Here is a 21,623-nt window from a genome sequence, read left to right on the forward strand (position 1 = left end):
ACAGGAAGAGGAACAAAACATGGCTATCAGAAAGATTGTAACCTTAGGGGATGAAACGCTGCGGAAGCACTGCAAACCGCAGGAGAAATTCGACAAGAGGCTGGCAACGCTGCTGAAGGATATGGCAGATACCATGTACAAAGCTGAAGGTGTCGGCCTGGCCGCACCGCAGGTTGGTATTCTCAGGCGCATAGCTGTTGTTGATGTGACTGAGGATCACAGCGGACTGCTGGAGATGGTCAATCCGGAAATCATTGAACGTGAAGGAGAGCAGACCGGACGGGAAGGGTGCCTGAGCGTTCCCGGGAGGCAGGGCGTTGTGACCCGGCCTATGAAGATCAAAGCCAGATTCCAGGACCGGAACGGAGATACCTATGAAATAGAGACAGAAGGCTTTGAGGCCAGGGCAATCTGCCATGAACTCGATCATCTGGACGGCACCCTGTATATCGATGTGATGGACAGAGAACTGACGGAAGAAGAAATCCATGGGCATATTCCGGAGGATGACGCATAATGAGAATTGTATTTATGGGCACTCCGGAGTTTGCAGTGCCTTCCCTGAAGGCACTGATCCGTGAAGGATATGAAATCGCCGGTGTGTTTACGCAGCCTGACCGGCCGAAGGGACGCGGAAAGAAGCCGGCGCCGAGCCCGGTGAAAATGGCCGCGGAAGAAGCGGGAATTCCTGTTTTCCAGCCGGAAAAAATCCGGAAAACCGGTGTGGAAGACCTGCGGAACCTGAAACCGGATCTGTGCGTGACCGCAGCATTTGGACAGATTCTGAGCCAGGAGATTCTGAACATACCCCCGCTGGGCAATATCAATGTGCACGCGTCCCTGCTGCCCAGACACCGCGGGGCCGCGCCCATTGCCCACGCGATCATGGACGGAGATGAAAAAGCAGGCGTAACAACCATGTTTATGGACGCGGGGATCGATACAGGCGATATGCTGCTGCAGGAAGCAACGGAGATCGGATGTGATGAAACCTGCGCTGAGCTGACAGAAAGGCTGAGCGTTATCGGCGCAGAACTGCTGATCCGCACCGTAAAGGAAATCGAAGCCGGCACACTGGTCCGTTATGCTCAGAACGAGGCGGAAATGACCTATGACCCGATGCTTGACAAAGGGATGGGGATCATTGACTTCATGATGAAGGACGACGCAGTCAGGGGAAGAATAAACGGACTGAATCCCTGGCCCTGTGTTACTGTGCCGATACAGGGCGAACGGCTGAAACTGCTGCGGGCGGTGACCTGTGAAGGCAGCGGTGAACCGGGGAGCGTGATTTCGGCAGATCCGAAAAACGGCCTGAGGATCGCCTGCGGTTCCGGTGCTGTGAGGATCCTGGAATTACAGGCGCCGGGCGGCAAACGTATGAAGGCCGAGGACTGGCTCAGAGGACACGGGATTCCGGAAGGAACATCCCTGAGAGAGGACGCGTAAATGAAAGAGCAGAAAAGCATGGAAGGCATTGCTGCCAGAAGGACGGCCCTGAAGGTGATCAGGCAGGTGACAGAGGAAGGTGCCTACGCGGCACTGGCACTCGATGCCGCCCTGAAAAACTGCGGACTGTCCGGCGCTGACCGCAGGCTCGTTTCCCGGCTGACATATGACACGCTGGATCACCTGATCCAGCTGGATTGGGCACTGAGCCAGGTCATGGCGAAACCGGATACGGATATCAAACTGAAAAATATCCTGCGGCTGGGAGCCTGCCAGATCCTTCTGGAAGACCGGATTCCGGAAAGCGCGGCAACGAATATCTGCGTTCAGCTGTGCACGGAACTGGGTATGCCCGGACTGAAGGGGGTATGCAACGGAATCCTGCGCAACCTTGTGCGAAAAAAAGACGAACTTGCCAAACCCGACGCGGAAAAGGATCCGGTTAAAGCGGCAGCCCTGAAATACAGTGTTCCGGAATGGATCTATAAAAGAGTATATGATGATTACGGGGAGGAAGCCGAAAAGATCCTTGCTTTCAGGAACCATGATGAGGGATGGATGCTGAGGCCCAACCTTCTGAAGCTTGATGACACGGGATTTGAACAGCTGCTTGCCAGAAAGGTCTGGAAAAAGGAAAAAGCTGACCTTCCGCATGCCTGGCGGATCAGCGGCGCTATGGATATATCCCGGGATGCCGATTATCTTTCAGGGAACTATTCGATCCAGAGCGGCGGCAGCATGCTTGCGTGCCTGGCCATGAATGTAAAACGGGGTCAGCAGATCCTTGACTGCTGCGCGGCTCCCGGCGGGAAAACCTGTTATATGGCGGAACTGATGGGGGGAACGGGCCGTATACAGGCCTGGGATATCCACGACCACCGCGTGAAACTGATCGAGGCGCAGGCGCAGAGGCTGGGACTGGAGAACATCCGGCCGATGGTCCGTGACGCCGCCAAGAAACGGGAAGATCTTTACAGGACGATGGACGCGGTTTTGCTGGACGCTCCCTGCTCCGGACTGGGCTTTATGTCACAGAAACCGGATCTGAAGCTGAGAGTGACCGAAGACAGCGTCAGGGGATTGACGGAACTGCAGGCCGGGCTGCTTGATACGGTCTGTGAATACGTAAAACCCGGCGGAACGCTGGTGTATTCAACTTGTTCCATCCTAAAGGAAGAAAATGAAAAACAGGCAGCGGATTTCCTTGCGCGGCATCCTGAGTTTGAGGAAACGGAACTGCCTGACACCATTCCGGAGAAGTACCGCAGGATGAGAAAAACAGGCCTGCAGCTTCTGGAATACCGGGACGGGATGGAAGGCTTTTATCTGATTAGAATGAGGAGAAAAAATGACTGAACTGACCGGGATGACCTGCGCTGAACTGACAGAGTGGGTGAAGGAACAGGGGTATCCTGCATTCCGCGGAAAGCAGATCTTTCAGTGGATCCATCAAAGCGCCGATTTCGATGAGATGACGAATCTTCCCAAGGTCCTCCGGGAACAGCTGAAAGAGACAGCCACAGCCCAGCCTGTGAAGATACGTCTTGAACGGAAAAGCGCCCTGGATGGGACAGTGAAATTCCTGTACGAACTGAAAGACGGGAACTGCGTTGAAGGCGTGCTGATGCGCTATAAATTCGGTGTCAGCCTGTGTATTTCCACACAGGTAGGCTGCCGGATGGGATGCCGCTTCTGCGCGTCCACACTGGAAGGGCGTGTCCGCGACCTGACAGCAGGGGAAATGCTGGGGGAAATCCTGTGTGCCAACCGCTACCTTTCCGGGAAAGGCGTAAAGGTCAGTCATGTGGTGCTGATGGGAAGCGGAGAACCGCTGGATAATTATGACAATGTGATCCGTTTCCTGAAGCTTCTGAGGGAAGAGGACGGGATCAGGCTCAGTCTGAGGAACGTATCACTTTCCACCTGCGGTATTGTGCCGAAAATGTACGCGCTGGCCGAGGAAAACCTTCCGGTGACCCTGTGCGTTTCCCTTCACGCTCCGAATGATGAGATCCGGCGTGAAACAATGCCTATCGCCTATACCTGGTCCATCAGCGAGATCATGGAAGCCTGCAGGAACTATATCCGGAAAACAGGACGGCGGGTCATATTCGAATACGCGCTGTCTGACGGCGTCAATGCCGGTGAAGAACAGGCAAAGGAACTGTCTGCCCTCCTGCGGGGAATGCAGTGCCATGTGAACCTGATTCCGCTGAACATCGTGGAGGAAAGGGATATGAGGGGCGTTACGGAGAAAAACGTCCAGAAGTTCCTGAAGATCCTGCAGGATAATCATATTTCCGCCACACGAAGGCGGGAAATGGGTGACGATATAGAAGGAGCCTGCGGACAGCTGCGCAGGAAAACAATCAAAAGCTCAGAGGGAGAATCAGAAAAAGATGCGCAAGTTTAACCTGAAGGGGACCGTGATCCAAAGGATGCGGGGAATTGAGCGTGAAACACCGAAAGCTCCGGAGAATGAAAAGGAACAGGTCCAGGTGAATACGGAAATGTCCGCAGGTTTTACCTCCGCGCAGGGCCAGCTTCGCTATGCCTGGCGTACTGACGTCGGAAAGCTCAGGAAGAACAATCAGGATGCCGTGATCCTGGGAAACGGCCTTGTGGGTGTCGCTGACGGCATGGGTGGACATAAAGGCGGGGAGATTGCTTCCGCAGGATTGAGGGATGGACTGCTTCGGGAGACGAAGGATGCGGAACCGGACGTTCAGACCCTTGAAAAAGCAGTGCAGAAAGTCAACACGGAGCTGTGGGAACGCCAGAAAAACGACGCATCCCTTTCAGGAATGGGGACTACGCTGACCGTTCTCTGGCCGAAGGAAAAAGAGATGATTATCGGCCAGGTGGGTGACAGCCGCGCTTATCTGCTGCGGGACAGTGAACTGACGCAGGTTACGAATGACCATTCCATGGTTGCGGATATGGTGCGAAAAGGTGTCCTGACAGAGGAACAGGCAGCGTGCCATCCGATGCGCAATTATATTACAAGGGCAGTCGGTACAGAAACGCTGATAGAAGTTGACCTGTCTGTACATGACCGTAAAAAGGGTGACCGCTGGCTGATCTGTTCTGACGGGCTTCACGGAACTGTGTTCGGTGATGAACTTATTGAGCTGATGAAGACTGAGGACCTGGATGAAGCAGCGGATAAAATGCTTCAGGCAGCTCTCAACGGCGGGGGAAAGGATAACATTTCCCTGATCCTGCTGCAGGATGATACGGATGATTCTGAACCAGAGGACAAAAATACGGAAGAGGCGGAAAATAAAGCTGATTCTTCCGCGGACGTAGATTCCTCCGAGGAGGTGAATTGTCCGTGAAAGAAAAAATCCTGGCAAACCGCTACAGGCTGACTGAACAGATCGGTATGGGCGGCATGGCGATCGTTTACCGGGCGGTTGACCTGAGAACCGGACATAATGTGGCGGTTAAAGTGCTTCGTCCTGAGTATAACGAAGATACTGAATTTATCAGCCGTTTCCAGCGGGAGGCTGAGGCTGCCAGCAAAATGACCCATCACAATATCGTCAATCTGCTGGATGTGGGTATGGACGGTGACAACCGTTACCTGGTCATGGAATATGTACAGGGAAAAACGCTGAAGAGTGTTATCCAGGAGAGGGGTAAGCTGAGCCCTGCACTGGCCGGCCAGATCGCCATACGTATCCTCAGCGCGCTGGAACATGCGCACCGGAACGGCATTGTACACAGGGATATTAAGCCGCAGAACATCCTGGTTCATGCTGACGGACATATCAAGGTCGCCGATTTCGGCATTGCCCGTATCGCGAACAGCTCAACGCTGACAAAAGGCGACAATGTCATGGGCTCAGTTCATTACTTCTCTCCCGAACAGGCAAGGGGAGAGGGAGCCAATGCCACAAGCGATATCTATTCCACCGGTATCGTACTGTATGAGATGCTGACAGGCAGGGTGCCCTATGACGGGGACAATCCGGTGGCTGTCGCCATGCAGCACCTGCACGCCACACCAATCCCCATCCAGAACCTTGCGCCGGATGTGCCTCCCGCTTTGGTGCGTGTGTGCATGAAAGCCATGGAAAAGAACCCGGCCCAGCGGTACCAGACGGCGAGGGATATGGCCGCGGATATCCGGGCAGCGCTTGAAAACAGACCGGAAAGACCGGTTTATCCGGAAAAAGAGTTTACTGCCGTACAGCAGCCTAAACCGCAGATCAGGGAAGAAAACAGAAAGCAGATGAGCGATACCGGCCGAAACCGTACGGAAAACGTTCATCGGGGAAAGACGGGGAAAATCATTCTCACAGTGCTGCTGGGCCTCCTGCTGTGCGCGGGTCTGTACTTTGGCGCACGGGCTGTGTTCAGGCAGGTTGTGACCACTGCCACGGTACCGAACGTCAAAGACCTGGACGTTGAGGATGCCAAGGAGCTGCTGACCAGGGAAGGGTTTAAATACATAGAGCAGTATTATATCAATGACAATGTGAAGGCCAATACTGTCTTTATGCAGAACCCGAAGGAAAACACCGTGAAGCGGAAAGGCGATACCGTTATGCTTTCTGTTTCCAGCGGACCTACCCAGATCCAGCTGCCTGACCTCATAGGAAAGGATAACGAAGAAGCGGCCGCGATTATCCGGAGTATCGGGCTTATTCCTTCACTCAAATCGGTTATGAGCGACAGCGCTGAAGGGACGATTGTTTCCCAGTCACCGGCATTCGGAGAAAAGGCAAACAAGGATACGATCGTATATCTTGACTTCAGCGGCGGAAAAACCAAAGTTCCGGATATGGTGAATATGAAACTGGCAGAAGCCGAGGAACTCCTGAAACAGAACGGGCTCAGGATCAATCCGGTTCTGGACTATACTGATACCAGAAACGCGAAGGAACACGGCATCATCATGGAACAGTCACCTGCCGGCAATATTGACGTTCAGCTGAATACCGATGTTTCCCTGCGCGTATACAGATATCCGACGGACAGGGCGGAAAAAATGCTTACCGTAAACCTTGAAGAATCGGAGGAGAGTATTACGCTTCGCATAACACTCCAGGCTGACGGATCTGATGTGGAATATGAAGCGTGCGAATACGTATATCCGCCGGACCAGGAAAGGATACAGCCGGTTAGCTTCAATATCCCGGATGACAGGGCCTATACATGCAGGATCTATCAGAACGGGGTGCTGACAGATACATTCGGATTATGGGAATAAAATGGATGAAGACAGGAATATGACAGAGAAACAGACAGAAGACCTTGACCTGATACGCGGCACACTGGTACGGGGAATCGGCGGTTTTTACACCATAAGGGACGAGAACCTCCGTGAATATACCGTACGGTGCAAGAAGAAATTCAGGCATGAGAGGATTACTCCCATGGTCGGGGATGAAGTGCTGTTTTCTCCCGGACAGGGAGAAGAACACGGCTGGCTGGAGCAGATCCTTCCCCGCAGCACAGAGTGCCTGAGGCCGCCTGTGGCCAATGTCACAAGGCTTGTAATCGTGATTGCCCCGGTTCCCAAACCGGACATGATCCTGGTGGACCGTCAGATATCCAGGGCTAACAGCCAGGGAATGGATGTGCTTGTTGTGGTGACAAAACATGACCTGGATCCGGAACTGCCGAAACAAATTGAAACAGAATACCGGACTGCGGGTATTCCTGTTATCTCCGTAAGCGCAAAGGACGGGACCGGCCTGGAAACCCTGAGAAAGACACTGGCAGACCGGAAGCTCAGCTGCTTTACCGGACAAAGCGGCGCAGGGAAAAGCACCCTGCTCAATGCCCTGCTGGGACTTGAACTGGAAACGGGAGATATATCCAGGAAAATTGAAAGAGGTAAAAACACCACCAGGCATACGGAACTGATTGAAAAAAACGGAATCCGGGTGATGGATACAGCTGGTTTCAATCTTCTTGAGGCTGAAAAGGAACTAGATCCCGCAAGCCTGAAAGACCGTTATCCGGAATTTGAACCCTATGAAGGGAAATGCAGGTTTGACGCATGCCTGCATGACAGGGAACCCGGATGTGCTGTGGAAGAAGCGGCGAATAAAGGTGAAATCAGCCCGGAAAGACTGAAACGATACAGGATCCTTCTCGCTGAAGCCAGGGAAATATGGAGGGGACGATATGATTAAGATTGCACCAAGCATTCTTGCGGCTGATCCGCTGAACCTGGAAAGGGATGTGCGGACGGCGGAAAAGGCAGGATGTGACTGGATTCATGTGGATGTGATGGACGCCCATTTCGTTCCGAACCTGGCCTATTCCGCTGATACTGTACGAAGGCTGAGCCAGGTGACACAGCTTCCGCTGGACGTACATCTCATGATGGATCATCCGGAAACCATGGTGGATGCCTTCCTGGATGCCGGTGCTTCCTGCCTGACCATCCATGCCGAAGCAGACTCGGATATTACTGCTCTCCTTGCCGGAATCCGCAAGCGCGGACGCATGGCGGGTCTGGCCCTGAAACCGGGAACGCCGCTTGAGGCTGTTCATCCGTATCTGGAACTGACAGACCTGGTATTGATGATGACGGTTGAGCCCGGCTTTGGAGGACAGAAGCTTGATCCCCGCGTGATCAGCAAAATACGCGGCCTGAAGGATGCCGGATACACAGGGGAAATAGAAGCGGACGGAGGCATCCGGGAAGATAATCTTGAGATGCTGGTCATGAACGGACTTTCCGTGGCTGTGATGGGAACGGCTCTGTTCGGACAGAAAGATATGGCGGAATGCATCAGGAGACTGCACGGGATCAAAAACGAACTGTAAGCGCCTGTGAGCGCTGGTAAAGGGACATGATCAGACAAGATACAATTGCCGCAATTGCCACCGCACCGGGATCGGGCGGGATCGGTATCATCCGGATGAGCGGACCCGAAGCCGAAAAGATTCTGTGCCGGGTGTTCAAACCCGCCGGCAGGGAACAAACCAGAATGGAGTCACATAAGCTGACGTACGGCTGGCTCACAGACGGTCCTGAGGTCCTGGACGAGTGTATGGCCGTCCTTATGCGCGCTCCGCGCAGCTATACCCGTGAAGACGTTGCGGAAATTCAGCTGCACGGCGGGCGGTATGTGGTTCACCGTGCCCTGGAACTGTGCCTGAAGGAAGGCGCAAGGCTGGCGGATGCCGGAGAGTTCACACGACGGGCGTTTATGAACGGGCGGATTGACCTCAGCCGGGCGGAAGCTGTGATGGACATGATCTCAGCCGGCGGAGAACAGGCTCATAAAGCAGCTGTAAGACAACTGAACGGGGGAGCATCCTCCTTTGTGCGTTCTTTTGCGGATGAGCTGTACGGCCTTCAGGCGGGACTGGCAGCCTGTATAGACTACCCGGAGGAGATCAGCGATGAGGAAGGCGCCGGAATGCTGAAACAGGGCCTTGAGAAACTCATCTCTGACCTGGAAAAGGCAGTTGACGAACACGCAAGCCGCCTGATCTACCAGGGTCTTCAGGTGGCCCTGATCGGCAGACCGAATGTCGGGAAAAGCAGTATCCTGAACGCGCTCCTGGGGGAAGACCGCGCGATTGTGACCAATATCCCGGGAACAACACGGGATACAGTATCGGGCGAGATGAGTATCAACGGATTCAGGATTATTCTTACTGATACAGCCGGCATCAGGGAAACAGAGGATCCTGTTGAAAAGATCGGTGTGGAACGCAGCGAGAAAGCACGCCGGGAGGCGGATGCCACGCTGCTTATTCTGGACGGTACGGAAAAGCTGAACAGCGATGACAGGGAGCTGCTGGAACATTTCAGCGGAAAAGGAGCAGTAGTCATCAATAAAACGGACCTGCCCCAGGCTGTTTCAGAAGAAACCATTCACGCAGTAAGGCCTGATGTGTACTGCATCACCGTTTCGGCGAAAGACCCCGAAAGCATGAAACAGCTCCGTGAGTATCTTGCCGGCTATGTTGAGATCTCTGACCAGCTGGCCCTGACACAACCCAGGCATCTGGACGCGGTGAAACGCGCCGTTCAGCATCTGAAAGACGCGATGATCACGCTGGATCGTTATACCCCTGACGTGGCTTCAACGGACCTGCAGGAAGCGCAGGCGGCATTGAGCGAGATCACAGGAGACAGCGCGGATGAGAAACTGCTTGACAGGATATTCGCCCAGTTTTGTGTCGGAAAATAAACAAACAACCGGAGGAACCGCTATATGGCTGGCTATCAGAAGGTAATACGGGGCAGGGATTCACTGAAACGGCTGCAGGAAATGACCGGGAAACTGGGGATCCGTAAACCGATGATCGTGGGGATGGAACCCCTGACGGGTTTGCTGATGAAGAAGAATCCGTGGCTCCTTTCATCCCCGGTATACTCGGATTTTCATGCCAATCCGGATCTTGCGGACACAGAAAAGGGCGCGGCAGTCTATATCAGGGAAAACTGTGACGGTCTGATCTCTGTCGGAGGCGGATCAAGCATTGACACGGCGAAAGCCATCAAGGCCCGTCTCAACGCGGCCTGCGAGGATGATATTATTCACAGCCGTCTCAGAGGCACAGATGCCTGCCCGCATATCGCCGTTCCCGGAACAGCCGGAACGGGATCTGAAGCAACCCAGATTGCCGTGGCCTACGTGAACGGGATCAAAGTAAGCCTGAACCATGAAATGCTGAAACCGGACGGCGTCATCCTTGACGCGTCTCTGCTGGACTCCCTTCCCCTGTATCATAAGAAATCCTGTGCGCTGGACGCGCTGGCGCAGGGAATTGAGAGCTACTGGAGCAGGGGAGCAAACGATGACAGCAGGGTTCATGCCTATCTGGCGATCATCGGTGTGCTGGATAACCTGAAAAACTATCTGAACGGGGATCCACACGCCGCGGAAGAAATGCTGGATGCCAGCTACCAGAGCGGTAAAGCCATCCAGATTACAAGGACAACAGCCGCCCATGCCATGTCCTATATGCTGACCAAAAGGATGGGGCTTGCGCATGGACATGCCTGCATGATCACCCTGCCCACCCTGTGGGAGATGATGCAGGAAAAGGAGGAAATGCAGGATACCCTGCGGGATATCAGTGAAAAAATGAGACTGGGGGACATGAGAATGGCTCCCAAACTGCTGAAGGGTATTCTGTATGATCTGGAAATGGATATCCCGCCTGTACCTGATGAAGAAACACTGGATGAACTGGCCGGATCCGTGAATGTGGAAAGGCTGAACAATCATCCGGTGACAATGACAAAAGATGAAATCAAAACCGCGTACCGCAGGGCCATGACTCCCCTGAGGGAGAATGAAAAGCTGGCCTGCCTGGATATCTGGAGATACTACGGGAGGGGATAAAGAATGGATGAAAACATTCATGCCGGCCATCGTGAAAAAATGAGGGCGCGCTTTATCCATGACAAGGGTTTTGAAAACTTCGAGGATCACCAGATCCTGGAACTTCTGCTGTATTATGCCAATACCCGGAGCGATACCAATCCGCTGGCCCATGAGCTGCTGGACAGGTTCGGAAGCCTGAAAGGCGTTCTGGAAGCCAGGCCGGAACAGCTGATGACAGTTCATGGCATCGGGCAGCAGCAGGCAACGCTGATCAGTATGGTTGTGCCCCTGACAAGGGTATGGCATCGCTGCGCGATGACTGTCCCTGACAGAATCGGAAACAGCAGGGAAGCAGAGGACTACTGCCTGTCCATTCTGGCAGGGGAGCGTACCGAGCGTTTTTATGTCGTTTCGCTGAATGCCAAGTGCAATGTACTTGGACGCAGGAAAATATCCGAAGGATCACTGAGCGAAGTCTCAGCCTATCCCAGGATGGTCCTGGAGACCGCGCTTAACTACAACGCGCACAGTGTGCTGCTGTGCCACAATCATCCAGGCGGCACATGCGCGCCGTCCCCGGAGGATATCGCATCCACACTGCAGCTTCAGCGGATGCTGAACGGTGTAGGCATTCTCCTCCTGGACCATATTATCGTTGCGGGAGACAGGACATACAGTATGATCCAGCACGGAGATATTGATTACAGAATAAAGGGAAAATAAAAGATGACTGAAAAAAGAAAGCGTTCCATACCCCGGATTATCAAAGTTTTTATCCTGCTGGCCGCAGCGGCGGTCCTGGCCTACGTTGGGATCTTTGCCTACGTATGTATTCGTGAAAGGAGCGTGCCGACTGACGTGCCGGATGCTGACAAATATGACGCGATTATTGTTCTCGGTGCCCAGGTGAAGCGTGACGGTACTCCCAATGTTCAGCTTGCATTGCGCCTGGATACAGCTTATGACGCCTACGCACAGAAAAATGTACCTGTGGTCGTCTGCGGCGCACAGGGCAAGGATGAACCTGTGCCGGAAGCGGAAGCCATGAAGACGTACCTTATGGAGAAAGGAATCCCGGAACAGGATATCCTGACGGATCCTGATTCCTTCAATACAAGCCAGAATCTCAAAAATGCCGCGGCCCTGCTGAAAGAAAGACAGAAAATCCAAAAGGTGCTGATCGTTACAAGCGATTATCATATTCCCCGCGCCATGGCACTGGCACAGGACCTTGGATTTGAAGCATGCGGAATGGGCAGTCCGTGTAAACCGGAATACTGGCTCAAAAATCATGCACGGGAAGTATTATCATGGTGTAAATACTGGGGCGTAAAATACCTGCATCTGCCATTGGAGTGAGATATGGAGACAGCACGAATCAGGTTAAGCCTTGAACAGAATGAAATTCCGTTCAGCGAGGACCTTCCGGAAAAACTGAATATCTATCTGTCCCTGCTGAACGACTGGAACAGCAGGATGGACCTGACGGCTGTTACGGAGGATGAGGAGACAGTTGACAAGCATTTTATAGACAGCCTGACGGTGCTCAGGACAGGTCTGATCAGGGACGGTATGCAGCTGATCGATGTGGGTACCGGAGCGGGTTTTCCCGGTATGGTTCTGGCGCTTGCCTGCCCGGAAATCAGGGTCACACTGCTTGATGCCCAGCAAAAACGCCTTTCTTTCCTGAAAGCGGTCGCGGAAGCCGCCGGTGCCGCGAATGTTACCCTTGTTCACGCCCGGGCGGAGGATGGCGCACGGAAAGATGAACTGCGGGAAAAGTTCGATATAGCGGCAGCGAGAGCCGTCGCTCCGCTGAATGTGCTGTGCGAGTATCTGCTTCCCTATGTGAAGCTGGAAGGCTGCGCCCTGTGCTGGAAAGGACCTGCCCTGAAAGAGGAAACCGAAGCGGGAAGAAAAGCAGCGCACCTGCTGGGAGGACGGCTGGAAATGCCGTTCAAAAGCACAGTGTACGGGCGGGACTGGGATCACATGATCCTTCCGATCCGGAAAGTACAGCATACATCCGGTCAGTATCCGAGGAAAGCAGGAACGCCGAAAAACAAACCGCTTGGCCTGTAACAGGAATGATATCTTGACGCTTATTTCTTTCGGATGGTATACTATCCGCAATGCGGTTGTGGTGGAATGGCAGACACCGGGGACTTAAAATCCCCTGCCCATAAAGCGTGCGGGTTCGAGTCCCGCCAACCGCACCAAAAAAGCAGTGTGCCCGGCACACTGCTTTTTTGTTTTTATATACCGATGATATGATCCTTACGGCGCAACCTGGTCAAAGTCAAACTCCAGAATCTTCAGCGTTCCGACAGTGGGATGAATCCAGCCTTCCTTTCCGTTTTCCAGTTTGATTTTGTACATGCCGTTGGGAGCTATATCAAGCACCTCATATTCAACGGAAGCTTTCGCGTGCCCGATCACACGGGAGGAAAGGGATGCCGTTTTATGAACATTCGGACTGTCTGTATCCCTGATCCTGAACCTTTTGATCACCTGTATTCCGCTGCCTTCCGAAAGGGAGAGGGAATTGCCCGAGGAGGAAACAAAAGTGTCGATGAAAAGATTCTGAAGATCTTCGATTCTTTCGGAGTATACCAGCTGCTGCTCTTCAAGGGAAGAGTTTTCCGCCTTCAGGGAAGTGATCATTTCATCCCTGGTGCTGATACCGGTTTTCAGCCGTTCACTTTCGCCGGAGGTGCTGAGGATATCTTCCTTAAGCTGGTTCACCTCGTCGTTTTTATCCGAAAGGTCATCGGAAAGGGACTGGATGGTATTATCCCTGCTGGTGACCTCATTATTCAGGTCTTCGATGCGTGAATCCCTGTGTGTGACGTCCGCTTCAAGCGTTTCGATTTTCTCATTATTCAGGGCCAGATCCGCTGAAAGCTGAAGGATCTGTTCCTCCTTTTCAGACAGATCTGTCTGCAGGGAAAAGGCCAGTTCGGTCTGTCTGCCCAGCTTTTCCTGAAGCTCCTGAATCTGTGCTTCTTTCGCGGATAGGTCTTTTGTCAGGACGGATACCTGTTCGGACAAGATGTCTGTTTTTTCCCTCAGGGATGAAGCTGTATCCGTGCTGTCCTTAAGACCGGCTTCCAGTTCCCGGATGCGCGTTTCCTTATCGGTACAGTCTCCGGAGAGACTGAGGATCTGTTCATCCTTTTCGGAAAGGACAGCTTCCAGTTTGCTGATCCGGCTGGAAGAAGCTGACACTTCAGAAGACAGCTTATCAAGTTCAGCTGCTTTTTCAGCAAGGGAAGCTGTCAGCGATGCGTTTTCGGATTCGAGTCCGGAAACCTGGGATTCCAGCTCGGCAATACGGGCAGGATGCGGATCTGTTTCAGGAACAGCTGTGTTTTCCTGCTCACTGACAGGAGCAGAAACCTGTGCAGCCGGTAACGGATCTTCATCGGAATTTGTTTCATGCGCGGTTTCGGCAGAAACAGTTTTCTGAAGTTCTGCAATCTCGCGGTTTTTATCAGCAAGAGATGTTTCGAGTTCCGCAATGACAGCGTTATTTTTTTTGAGAAGGTCTTCCAGTTCCCGGATGCGTTCCTCTGAAACAGCAGGATCATTACCGTCTGTTTCAGTGTTTTCGGGCTGGCTGGAAATCAAAGCGGAAAGGGATTCAAGCTGTGTGTTTTTACTGTTTATTTTTTCTGTTAAATCAAGTATTTCGGCGTTTTTTGATTCCAGATCCGCATTCAGGGCATCAATCTGTGCACTTTTCCCTGAAAGGCTGTTGTTCAGTTCATTGATCAGCTTGTCTTTCTGTTCAGCTTCTTCAGACATCGAGAGGATTCTGGCTGATTTTTCATCAATGGAATCTGAGTATTCGTCGATTGCTGCCGCCTGTGTGCTGAGCTGATCTGTAAGGGAGGTAATCTGTTCATCCCTGGAGGTGATGTCTGAGCTGAGGGCCTGAATCTGTTCATCCCTGGAAGTGATATCGGAACTGAGCGCCCTGATCTGTCCATCCAGCTCTGCGAGCCGGACATCCTTTTCAACCAGTTTCTGCTCCAGGGAGCTGACTTCAGAGGAAAGACCGGCAGTATCTTCATTCAAATCCTGAATCATCCGGTCCCTGTCATCAAGTTCAGCGGTGAGCGCCTCAATTTTACGGCTTTTTTCCTGATTGTTAGACAGATAAAGAACGCCCAGGACGACTGACAGCACAATCAGCATCGCGATGAGCGTAAAGGAAAAGCCTTTTTTCATCAGAAAAAACCTCCATGACAGGCGAGTGACATTCAGAAAAACAGCGAATAAATGATATGTTGGCATTATTATGGCACACGAGCAAACAGAAAGTCAAACAAGGAAACAGAGGAAAGAAAAAGGACAGAATGCATTATTTGTAGAGTGAATGCCGCACATCTACCATATCCTGTATTGACAATCAGAAAATAAGACGTTATAATACATCTGATTTTTGAGTAAACCATGCAATTTTTCGGGCTGTACAGGAAAAGGAAAAAGGAGGATAAATATGGGAAGATACTTCGGAACAGACGGATTTCGCGGAAAAGCGGGCGTGGTACTGACTGCGGAGCACGCTTTTAAAACCGGACGGTACCTGGGATGGTATTACGGCAAAAAGCACCTGGATGACAAGGCCAGGATCGTGATCGGCAAGGACACGCGCCGTTCCTCCTATATGTATGAAAGCGCCCTGGCTGCCGGTATTACTTCTTCCGGGGCAGACGCGTATCTGCTGCATGTCACTACGACCCCGTGCGTCAGTTATATTACGCGGACAGAGGATTTTGACTGCGGCGTTATGATCTCCGCCAGCCATAACGCATTCTATGACAACGGTATCAAACTGATGAACGGTAAAGGCGAAAAAATGGATGATGATCTTCAGGACGCCATCGAGGATTACATCGACGGCAAGACCGAAGAGATTCCTTTCGCAGCGGAAGACCGGATCGGCTGTACGGTTGACTTTTATACCGGCCGCAACCGGTATATCGGCTACCTGACCAACCTGGCGACCCGTCCGTTTGATGATCATAAAGTGGCGCTGGACTGCTCCAACGGCAGCAGCTGGATGATCGGACCTGCCGTATTCAACGCGCTCGGCGCAAAGACCTATGTGATCCACAATAAGCCTGACGGACTGAACATCAATAAAAACTGCGGCAGCACCCATATCGAATCCCTGAAGGAGTATGTGAAGGAAAACAAGCTGGATGTCGGTTTTGCCTTTGACGGCGATGCTGACCGCTGCCTGTCTGTGGATGAAAACGGCAATGAGGTTAACGGTGATAAAATCATGTATATCTGCGCCAAATACCTCAAGAGCAAGGGACAGCTGCCAAGCAACACAGTCGTTACAACCATCATGAGCAATTTCGGACTGTACAAAGCCCTGGACAGCGCCGGAATCAATTATGAGAAGACTGCTGTGGGCGACAGGTATGTCTATGAAAACATGAAAGCGTACAACCACCTGATCGGCGGAGAGCAGAGCGGACATATTATTTTCCGCAAGCATGCCCGTACAGGTGACGGCCTGATCACAGCCATCATGCTGATGGAAGTGATGATTGATACACAGCTGCCCCTTTCCATCCTGGCCGAGCCCTGCAAGATGTATCCGCAGGTGCTGAAAAATGTGGTTGTGGATGATAAGGACGGAACACTGGCTGAACAGGCTGTTATGGATGCAGTCAACCATTGCACGGAACAGCTTGGTGATACGGGACGCGTGCTGCTGCGCAAGAGCGGTACGGAACCTGTCCTTCGTGTGATGAGCGAGGCTACCAGCACAGAAGAGTGCGAGAAAAATGTGGATTATATTATCAACGCCATGAAAGAAAGCGGACATCTGATTGAGGTGAAGAAGTAATGCTGAAAACGAAAGATCTGTTTGACCTGAGCCACAGCAAGGCGGCTCCGATCCTGGAGAACACCGAATACCCCTGGGAAGCGCTGGACAAGATCAAGGATTTCATCATCGAGCTGGGCAAGACCCTGCCGAAGGATGAATATGACGAAGTCAGCGAGAATGTCTGGATCGCAAAGGACGCGAAGATCTATCCGAACAACTATATCGGCGCGCCCGCGATTATCGGCCATGAGACCGAAGTGCGCCCCGGTGCCTTCGTCCGCGGCAGCGCACTGGTGGGTGACCACTGCGTGGTGGGCAACAGCACCGAGCTGAAGAACGTGATTCTCTTTGACAACGTTCAGGTGCCGCATTACAATTATGTGGGTGACAGCATCCTGGGCTACAAGAGCCACATGGGTGCCGGATCCATCACTTCCAACGTCAAGAGCGACAAGCTGCTGGTGACGGTGAAGTGCGGAGACGAGAAGATCGAGACTGGCCGGAAAAAGATCGGCGCCATGCTCGGCGACCGCGTCGAAGTGGGCTGCAACAGCGTGCTGAATCCCGGTACGGTCATCGGACGGGATTCCAACGTGTACCCGACATCCTGCGTGCGCGGAACCATTCCGGAAAAGAGCATCTGGAAGAACAACGGTACTGTTGTTGCCAAGAAATAAAAATATAAAAATCATTTCAAGGGGGAAATGACTATGAAGGTTATCATCGCGAAGGACTATGAAGACGGCGCCCGCAAGGCAGCGGACATTATCGAGAAGATCGTACGGGAGAACCCGGAATGCACGCTGGGTCTTGCCACCGGTTCCAGCCCTGTGGGCATGTATAAGGAACTGGCCCGCCGCTGCAGGGAGGAAGGCCTGGATTTCAGCAAGATCCACAGCGTCAACCTGGACGAGTATGTGGGCCTGGACGGCACCCATGACCAGAGCTACCGTTACTTCATGAACGACAACCTGTTCGATCATATCAACATTGACAAGGCGAACACGTATGTCGCCAAGGGAACCGGCGACGTGGCCGCGAACCTGAAGGAGTTCAACGACATTCTGGACAGGACCGAAATCGAGATCCAGGTGCTGGGCGTCGGCCCGGACGGCCACCTCGGCTTCAACGAGCCCGGTGAAACCCTGTACGACGGCGCGCATGAGGAGACGCTGGATGATTCCACCATCGAAGCCAACAAGCGGTTCTTCGCGAGCAAGGAAGACGTGCCGACCCACGCTGTGACCATGGGCATGGGCAACATCATGCGGGCGAAGCGCCTGATCATGATCATCAGCGGCAACAAGCAGGAAGCAGCCACCAAGCTGCTGATCGAAGACAAGATCGACCCGAAATGCCCCTGCACCTTCATGCGGCTCCATCGGGACGCCACCGTTGTCATCGAGAAAAAACTGGCGGACGAAATCGGATACAAGGGATAAGACTAACAGCACAGGGGACAGCTGCATAAGCGGCTGTCCCTTTTTTCAGGAGGAAACATGTTTCATTTTACCGAAATCGCCCCGGGCGTGAAACACATTCAGGACGCCATGGGCGTCTGCTTTACACTGATCGAGGGAGACAAGCGCGCAATCCTGTTTGATACCGGATACGGGATGGAAGATGTGCAGGCGTATGTGAGAACGCTGACGGACAAGCCGGTGAAGGTATACCTGTCCCACGGACACCATGACCATGTGCTGGGTGCCAGGTGGTTTGGGCAGACCTTGATGGGCGAAGCGGACATGGACGAATTCCGGGAAAGGACCGGTGAGGGACAGCGCAGGAAGGTCATGAAGCAGGCGGAAGGACAGGATGTGCCGGTACCGGACGATTTCATGATTGCGAACATCAGCCTGCCGGAGGCAATATGCTTCAACGGAAAAACCGGGACTTTTGACAGCCTGGAAGAGGACCTGGGCGGCCTGAAAATCCGTGTTATCCTTGTGCCGGGCCATACACCCGGAAGCATTGTGGTTTTCATACCGGCACGGGGACTGCTGCTCACCGGAGATGACTGGAATCCCTGCACCTGGATGTGGTTCCCGACTTCCATGGACGCTTCCGGATGGCGGGAGAATATGAAGACGCTGATCCGGGTGCTGGAAGACGACGGACCGGAAATCAAAACAGTGATCTGTTCACATCAGCCAAAGGCCCGTGACGGAAAAGAGCTGAAAGCCTTCCTGGAGTACATGACGGATGAACGGATGAAAGCGGCACCGGCGGTGGATATGGGTGCGCCTATCGATACACACCAGATTGTGAAGGATCCGGAAGGATGGGTGCTTTTATTTGATCTTCGAAAGATCAGATAAACATGCATCATGAATAATTCAAAGTTTTATACTGAAAAAAACGATACAAATAAACCCGCTTCGATGAATTGAAAGCGAAGCGGGTTTATGTTTTATGAAAATCAGATGCTGAAGAGGAGCTCATCGTAGGTCGGGAACGGCCAATAGCTCCGGTCCGTGAGGGTCTCGAGGGTATCGGCTGACTTCCGGAGATCCGCCATGGCGGGCAGCACGGTATCGTGCATATAGCGGGCATCAGAAAGGGGATCGTCTCCGGCGGGGCGCTCCCGGATGACGGTTTCAAGCCGCAGAAGGTCGCTGTTCAGCTGATCCACTGTGGCACTGAGGGTGGACACCAGTGCCGGACCGCTGGCGCACTCCGCGCCGATTTCCCGGATGTTCCGGGAGGCCGCAGCCATATCACCGGTGAAACGCAGCACCGCGGGCAGGATCTGGCGACGGGCCATCATGATCATGGTGTTGGCTTCGATGGCAATGATCTTGGCGTAGGAATCCAGGCCGATATCCCGGCGGGAACGAAGTTCGGATTCTGAAAGGACCTTGTGGGTCTCAAAGAGGCGGATGTTCTTTTCGTCGGTATAGCAGGGCAGGGCGTCCACGGAAGAATCAAGCCTGCAAAGTCCGCGTCTTTCGGCTTCCTTTACCCATTCGTCAGTATAATTGTTCCCATTGAAAATAATCCGCTTATGATCATGAATTGTCCTGACGATCAGATCGTGAAGCGCGGAACGGAAATCCGACGCGTTTTCCAGCTCGTCAGCGAACTGGCGCAGGCTTTCGGCCACGATGGTGTTCAGGACCACGTTGGCATCGGAAATGGAATCGGAGGAGCCCAGGGAGCGGAACTCAAATTTGTTGCCGGTGAAGGCGAAAGGAGAGGTCCTGTTCCGGTCAGTGGTGTCCTTCGGGAACTTGGGCAGCATATGGACGCCGATGGTCATATCGGTCTTCTCACGGCCGTTATAGATGGAACCGGTTTCCAGGGCTTCCAGGATCTCGGTGAGCTCGTCCCCGAGGAAGATGCTGATGATGGCGGGCGGAGCTTCGCAGCCGCCCAGACGGTGGTCGTTGCCTGCGGAAGCCACAGAGGCGCGGAGCAGATCCTGATAATCGTCCACGGCTTTGATGACCGAGGTCAGGAAGAGCAGGAACTGAGCGCTTTCATGGGGACTGTCGCCGGGCTCCAGCAGATTGTAGCCGGTGTTGGTGGACATGGACCAGTTGTTATGCTTGCCGCTGCCGTTGACGCCGGCGAAAGGCTTCTCGGACAGGAGACAGTGGAGACCGTGTCGGCGGGCAACCTTCTTCATGATCTCCATGGTCAGCTGGTTGTGGTCGCAGGCCACGTTGACGATGGAATGGATAGGCGCCATCTCATGCTGGGCCGGGGCGGTCTCATTATGCTCGGTCTTGGCCAGGACGCCGACCTTCCAGAGTTCTTCATTCAGCTCTGTCATGAACGCCTGGACCCGGGTCTTGATTGTGCCGAAGAAGTGATCGCCCAGCTCCTGTCCCTTGGGGGCAGGTGCGCCAAAGAGCGTGCGGCCGGCGAAAATCAGGTCGCTGCGCTTGTCATACAGTTCTTTTTCAATCAGGAAATACTCCTGCTCAGGACCGACGGTGGGTGTGACGCGCGTGGCATCCAGCCGGCCGAAGAGTTTCAGGATGCGGACAGCCTGTTTGTTGAGCGCTTCCATGGAGCGGAGCAGGGGAGTCTTCTTGTCCAGGGCTTCGCCGCCATAGGAGCAGTATGCCGTGGGGATGCACAGGACGTGCTCCTTGATGAAGGCATAGGAAGTCGGATCCCAGGCAGTGTAGCCGCGAGCCTCAAAAGTGGAGCGCAGGCCGCCGCTGGGCAGGGAGGAAGCGTCCGCTTCGCCGCGGACCAGTTCCTTGCCGGAGAACTCCTGGATCACGCGGCCGCCGTCCACGGGCGTAATGAAAGCGTCGTGCTTTTCCGCGGTGACGGAATTCAAGGGCTGGAACCAGTGGGTATAATGTGTTGCGCCGCGCTCAACAGCCCAGTCTTTCATGGCGTTTGCCACAATGCTGGCAAGCTGGGGATCCAGACGGCGTCCGTCATCAATTGTTTTATGGAGGGCTTTGTATGTCTCCCGGGGAAGACGCTGGCGCATAACGGAATCATTAAACACATTGATACCGAAATTCTCTTCCACAAACGCCATCGGAATCCCACCTTTCATCATCAATAATACATGTCAGTTTAGAAGAGATACGGAAGCGTGTCAAGGGTTTATTTTCAAGAAACAGAGCCATATGGTGCACAGCCGGAAAGAGACCGGAAAAACGTAACAATTAATACATATTTTTTTGTCCCATTTTATGGTATCATATAGTCGCACGCTAAAGTGTGAAATTGAGCGGGAAGTGACGTTATGTTTGAACCAAAAATCAGAAACAGTCAGACCGATCTGCTGATGAAAGCAATCCTTACGCTGGAAAGCGAGGAAGATGCCTACCGCTTCTTTGAGGATATCTGTACGATTCCCGAGATCAAGAGCATCAGCCAGAGGCTGGAAGTGGCCTACCTGCTTGACAGGAAGGAAACCTACCAGAAGATCGCGGAAGAGACAGGCGCGTCCAGCGCCACCATCTCCAGGGTCAACCGCTCTCTTTCATACGGAGCGGACGGCTACCGCCGTGTTCTTGATGCAATGGGAGAGAAAAAATAAG

20 protein-coding genes and 1 tRNA gene are annotated in these 21,623 nt (G+C 53.2%); 19 read left to right on the plus strand and 2 right to left on the minus strand.

What is annotated here, in order from left to right; all coding sequences use genetic code 11:
- Nucleotides 1-19: 19 nt before the first annotated feature.
- From def to JYE50_RS03415, 14 genes are all read left to right on the plus strand, one after another.
- On the plus strand, nucleotides 20-517 hold the full coding sequence (gene def / locus JYE50_RS03350; RefSeq protein ID WP_084094434.1) for a peptide deformylase: 498 nt from the start codon (nucleotides 20-22) through the stop codon (nucleotides 515-517).
- Nucleotides 517-1,449 (plus strand): methionyl-tRNA formyltransferase, encoded by a 933-nt coding sequence (gene fmt / locus JYE50_RS03355; RefSeq protein WP_084094436.1) that lies wholly within the window; start codon nucleotides 517-519, stop codon nucleotides 1,447-1,449. Before def ends, fmt begins: the two co-directional genes overlap by 1 nt.
- On the plus strand, nucleotides 1,450-2,805 hold the full coding sequence (rsmB, locus tag JYE50_RS03360) for a 16S rRNA (cytosine(967)-C(5))-methyltransferase RsmB (protein WP_084094438.1): 1,356 nt from the start codon (nucleotides 1,450-1,452) through the stop codon (nucleotides 2,803-2,805).
- Entirely contained in the window at nucleotides 2,798-3,862 is a 1,065-nt protein-coding gene (gene rlmN, locus JYE50_RS03365) for a dual-specificity RNA methyltransferase RlmN (protein ID WP_084094440.1), read from the plus strand. Before rsmB ends, rlmN begins: the two co-directional genes overlap by 8 nt.
- Entirely contained in the window at nucleotides 3,849-4,787 is a 939-nt protein-coding gene (locus tag JYE50_RS03370) for a Stp1/IreP family PP2C-type Ser/Thr phosphatase (protein ID WP_084094442.1), read from the plus strand. The genes rlmN and JYE50_RS03370 overlap by 14 nt, the downstream gene beginning before the upstream one ends.
- The gene (gene pknB / locus JYE50_RS03375; RefSeq protein ID WP_084094444.1) at nucleotides 4,784-6,667 is read left to right on the plus strand and encodes a Stk1 family PASTA domain-containing Ser/Thr kinase; all 1,884 of its coding nucleotides are present in this window, start codon (nucleotides 4,784-4,786) and stop codon (nucleotides 6,665-6,667) included. The genes JYE50_RS03370 and pknB overlap by 4 nt, the downstream gene beginning before the upstream one ends.
- Nucleotides 6,668-6,686: 19 nt before the next feature.
- Complete coding sequence (gene rsgA, locus JYE50_RS03380) at nucleotides 6,687-7,598, plus strand: ribosome small subunit-dependent GTPase A (RefSeq protein ID WP_179138186.1); 912 nt, start codon at nucleotides 6,687-6,689, stop codon at nucleotides 7,596-7,598.
- Complete coding sequence (gene rpe / locus JYE50_RS03385; RefSeq protein ID WP_283399139.1) at nucleotides 7,591-8,238, plus strand: ribulose-phosphate 3-epimerase; 648 nt, start codon at nucleotides 7,591-7,593, stop codon at nucleotides 8,236-8,238. Before rsgA ends, rpe begins: the two co-directional genes overlap by 8 nt.
- A gap of 26 nt (nucleotides 8,239-8,264) precedes the next feature.
- Nucleotides 8,265-9,617: a tRNA uridine-5-carboxymethylaminomethyl(34) synthesis GTPase MnmE gene (mnmE, locus tag JYE50_RS03390; RefSeq protein ID WP_084094447.1), complete on the plus strand. Its 1,353-nt coding sequence runs from the start codon at nucleotides 8,265-8,267 to the stop codon at nucleotides 9,615-9,617.
- 24 nt (nucleotides 9,618-9,641) lie between these two features.
- A complete protein-coding gene (locus JYE50_RS03395) occupies nucleotides 9,642-10,778 on the plus strand; it encodes a phosphonoacetaldehyde reductase (protein ID WP_084094448.1) in 1,137 nt (378 codons plus the stop codon).
- A 3-nt stretch (nucleotides 10,779-10,781) separates the two neighbouring features.
- On the plus strand, nucleotides 10,782-11,483 hold the full coding sequence (locus JYE50_RS03400) for a JAB domain-containing protein (protein ID WP_084094450.1): 702 nt from the start codon (nucleotides 10,782-10,784) through the stop codon (nucleotides 11,481-11,483).
- A 3-nt stretch (nucleotides 11,484-11,486) separates the two neighbouring features.
- On the plus strand, nucleotides 11,487-12,119 hold the full coding sequence (locus JYE50_RS03405) for a YdcF family protein (RefSeq protein ID WP_084094452.1): 633 nt from the start codon (nucleotides 11,487-11,489) through the stop codon (nucleotides 12,117-12,119).
- Between the two features lie 3 nt (nucleotides 12,120-12,122).
- Nucleotides 12,123-12,842, plus strand: coding sequence for a 16S rRNA (guanine(527)-N(7))-methyltransferase RsmG (gene rsmG, locus JYE50_RS03410; protein WP_084094454.1), 720 nt, complete (start codon nucleotides 12,123-12,125; stop codon nucleotides 12,840-12,842).
- A 52-nt stretch (nucleotides 12,843-12,894) separates the two neighbouring features.
- Nucleotides 12,895-12,979: transfer RNA gene (locus JYE50_RS03415), tRNA-Leu, on the plus strand.
- Nucleotides 12,980-13,037: 58 nt separating this feature from the next.
- On the opposite strand, the gene JYE50_RS03420 is transcribed toward JYE50_RS03415, so the two are convergent.
- Nucleotides 13,038-14,993, minus strand: coding sequence for a hypothetical protein (locus JYE50_RS03420; protein ID WP_084094456.1), 1,956 nt, complete (start codon nucleotides 14,991-14,993; stop codon nucleotides 13,038-13,040).
- 271 nt (nucleotides 14,994-15,264) lie between these two features.
- Between JYE50_RS03420 and glmM the strand changes: the two genes are divergently transcribed.
- The 4 genes from glmM to JYE50_RS03440 are packed head-to-tail and all read left to right on the plus strand — an operon-like array spanning nucleotide 15,265 to nucleotide 18,929.
- The gene (gene glmM, locus JYE50_RS03425) at nucleotides 15,265-16,629 is read left to right on the plus strand and encodes a phosphoglucosamine mutase (RefSeq protein WP_084094458.1); all 1,365 of its coding nucleotides are present in this window, start codon (nucleotides 15,265-15,267) and stop codon (nucleotides 16,627-16,629) included.
- Entirely contained in the window at nucleotides 16,629-17,288 is a 660-nt protein-coding gene (locus tag JYE50_RS03430; RefSeq protein ID WP_084094459.1) for an acyltransferase, read from the plus strand. Before glmM ends, JYE50_RS03430 begins: the two co-directional genes overlap by 1 nt.
- A gap of 33 nt (nucleotides 17,289-17,321) precedes the next feature.
- The gene (locus JYE50_RS03435) at nucleotides 17,322-18,053 is read left to right on the plus strand and encodes a glucosamine-6-phosphate deaminase (RefSeq protein WP_179138187.1); all 732 of its coding nucleotides are present in this window, start codon (nucleotides 17,322-17,324) and stop codon (nucleotides 18,051-18,053) included.
- A 57-nt stretch (nucleotides 18,054-18,110) separates the two neighbouring features.
- Nucleotides 18,111-18,929, plus strand: coding sequence for an MBL fold metallo-hydrolase (locus JYE50_RS03440; protein WP_084094464.1), 819 nt, complete (start codon nucleotides 18,111-18,113; stop codon nucleotides 18,927-18,929).
- A 101-nt stretch (nucleotides 18,930-19,030) separates the two neighbouring features.
- Here JYE50_RS03440 and JYE50_RS03445 read toward each other — a convergent pair whose 3' ends face one another.
- Nucleotides 19,031-21,115, minus strand: coding sequence for a glutamine synthetase III family protein (locus JYE50_RS03445; protein ID WP_084094466.1), 2,085 nt, complete (start codon nucleotides 21,113-21,115; stop codon nucleotides 19,031-19,033).
- 210 nt (nucleotides 21,116-21,325) lie between these two features.
- Between JYE50_RS03445 and JYE50_RS03450 the strand changes: the two genes are divergently transcribed.
- Nucleotides 21,326-21,622, plus strand: coding sequence for a YerC/YecD family TrpR-related protein (locus JYE50_RS03450; RefSeq protein ID WP_084094468.1), 297 nt, complete (start codon nucleotides 21,326-21,328; stop codon nucleotides 21,620-21,622).
- The last annotated feature ends 1 nt before the right edge of the window (nucleotide 21,623 follow it).

This window comes from Aristaeella lactis (genome assembly GCF_018118585.1).
Lineage (GTDB): Bacteria > Bacillota > Clostridia > Christensenellales > Aristaeellaceae > Aristaeella > Aristaeella lactis.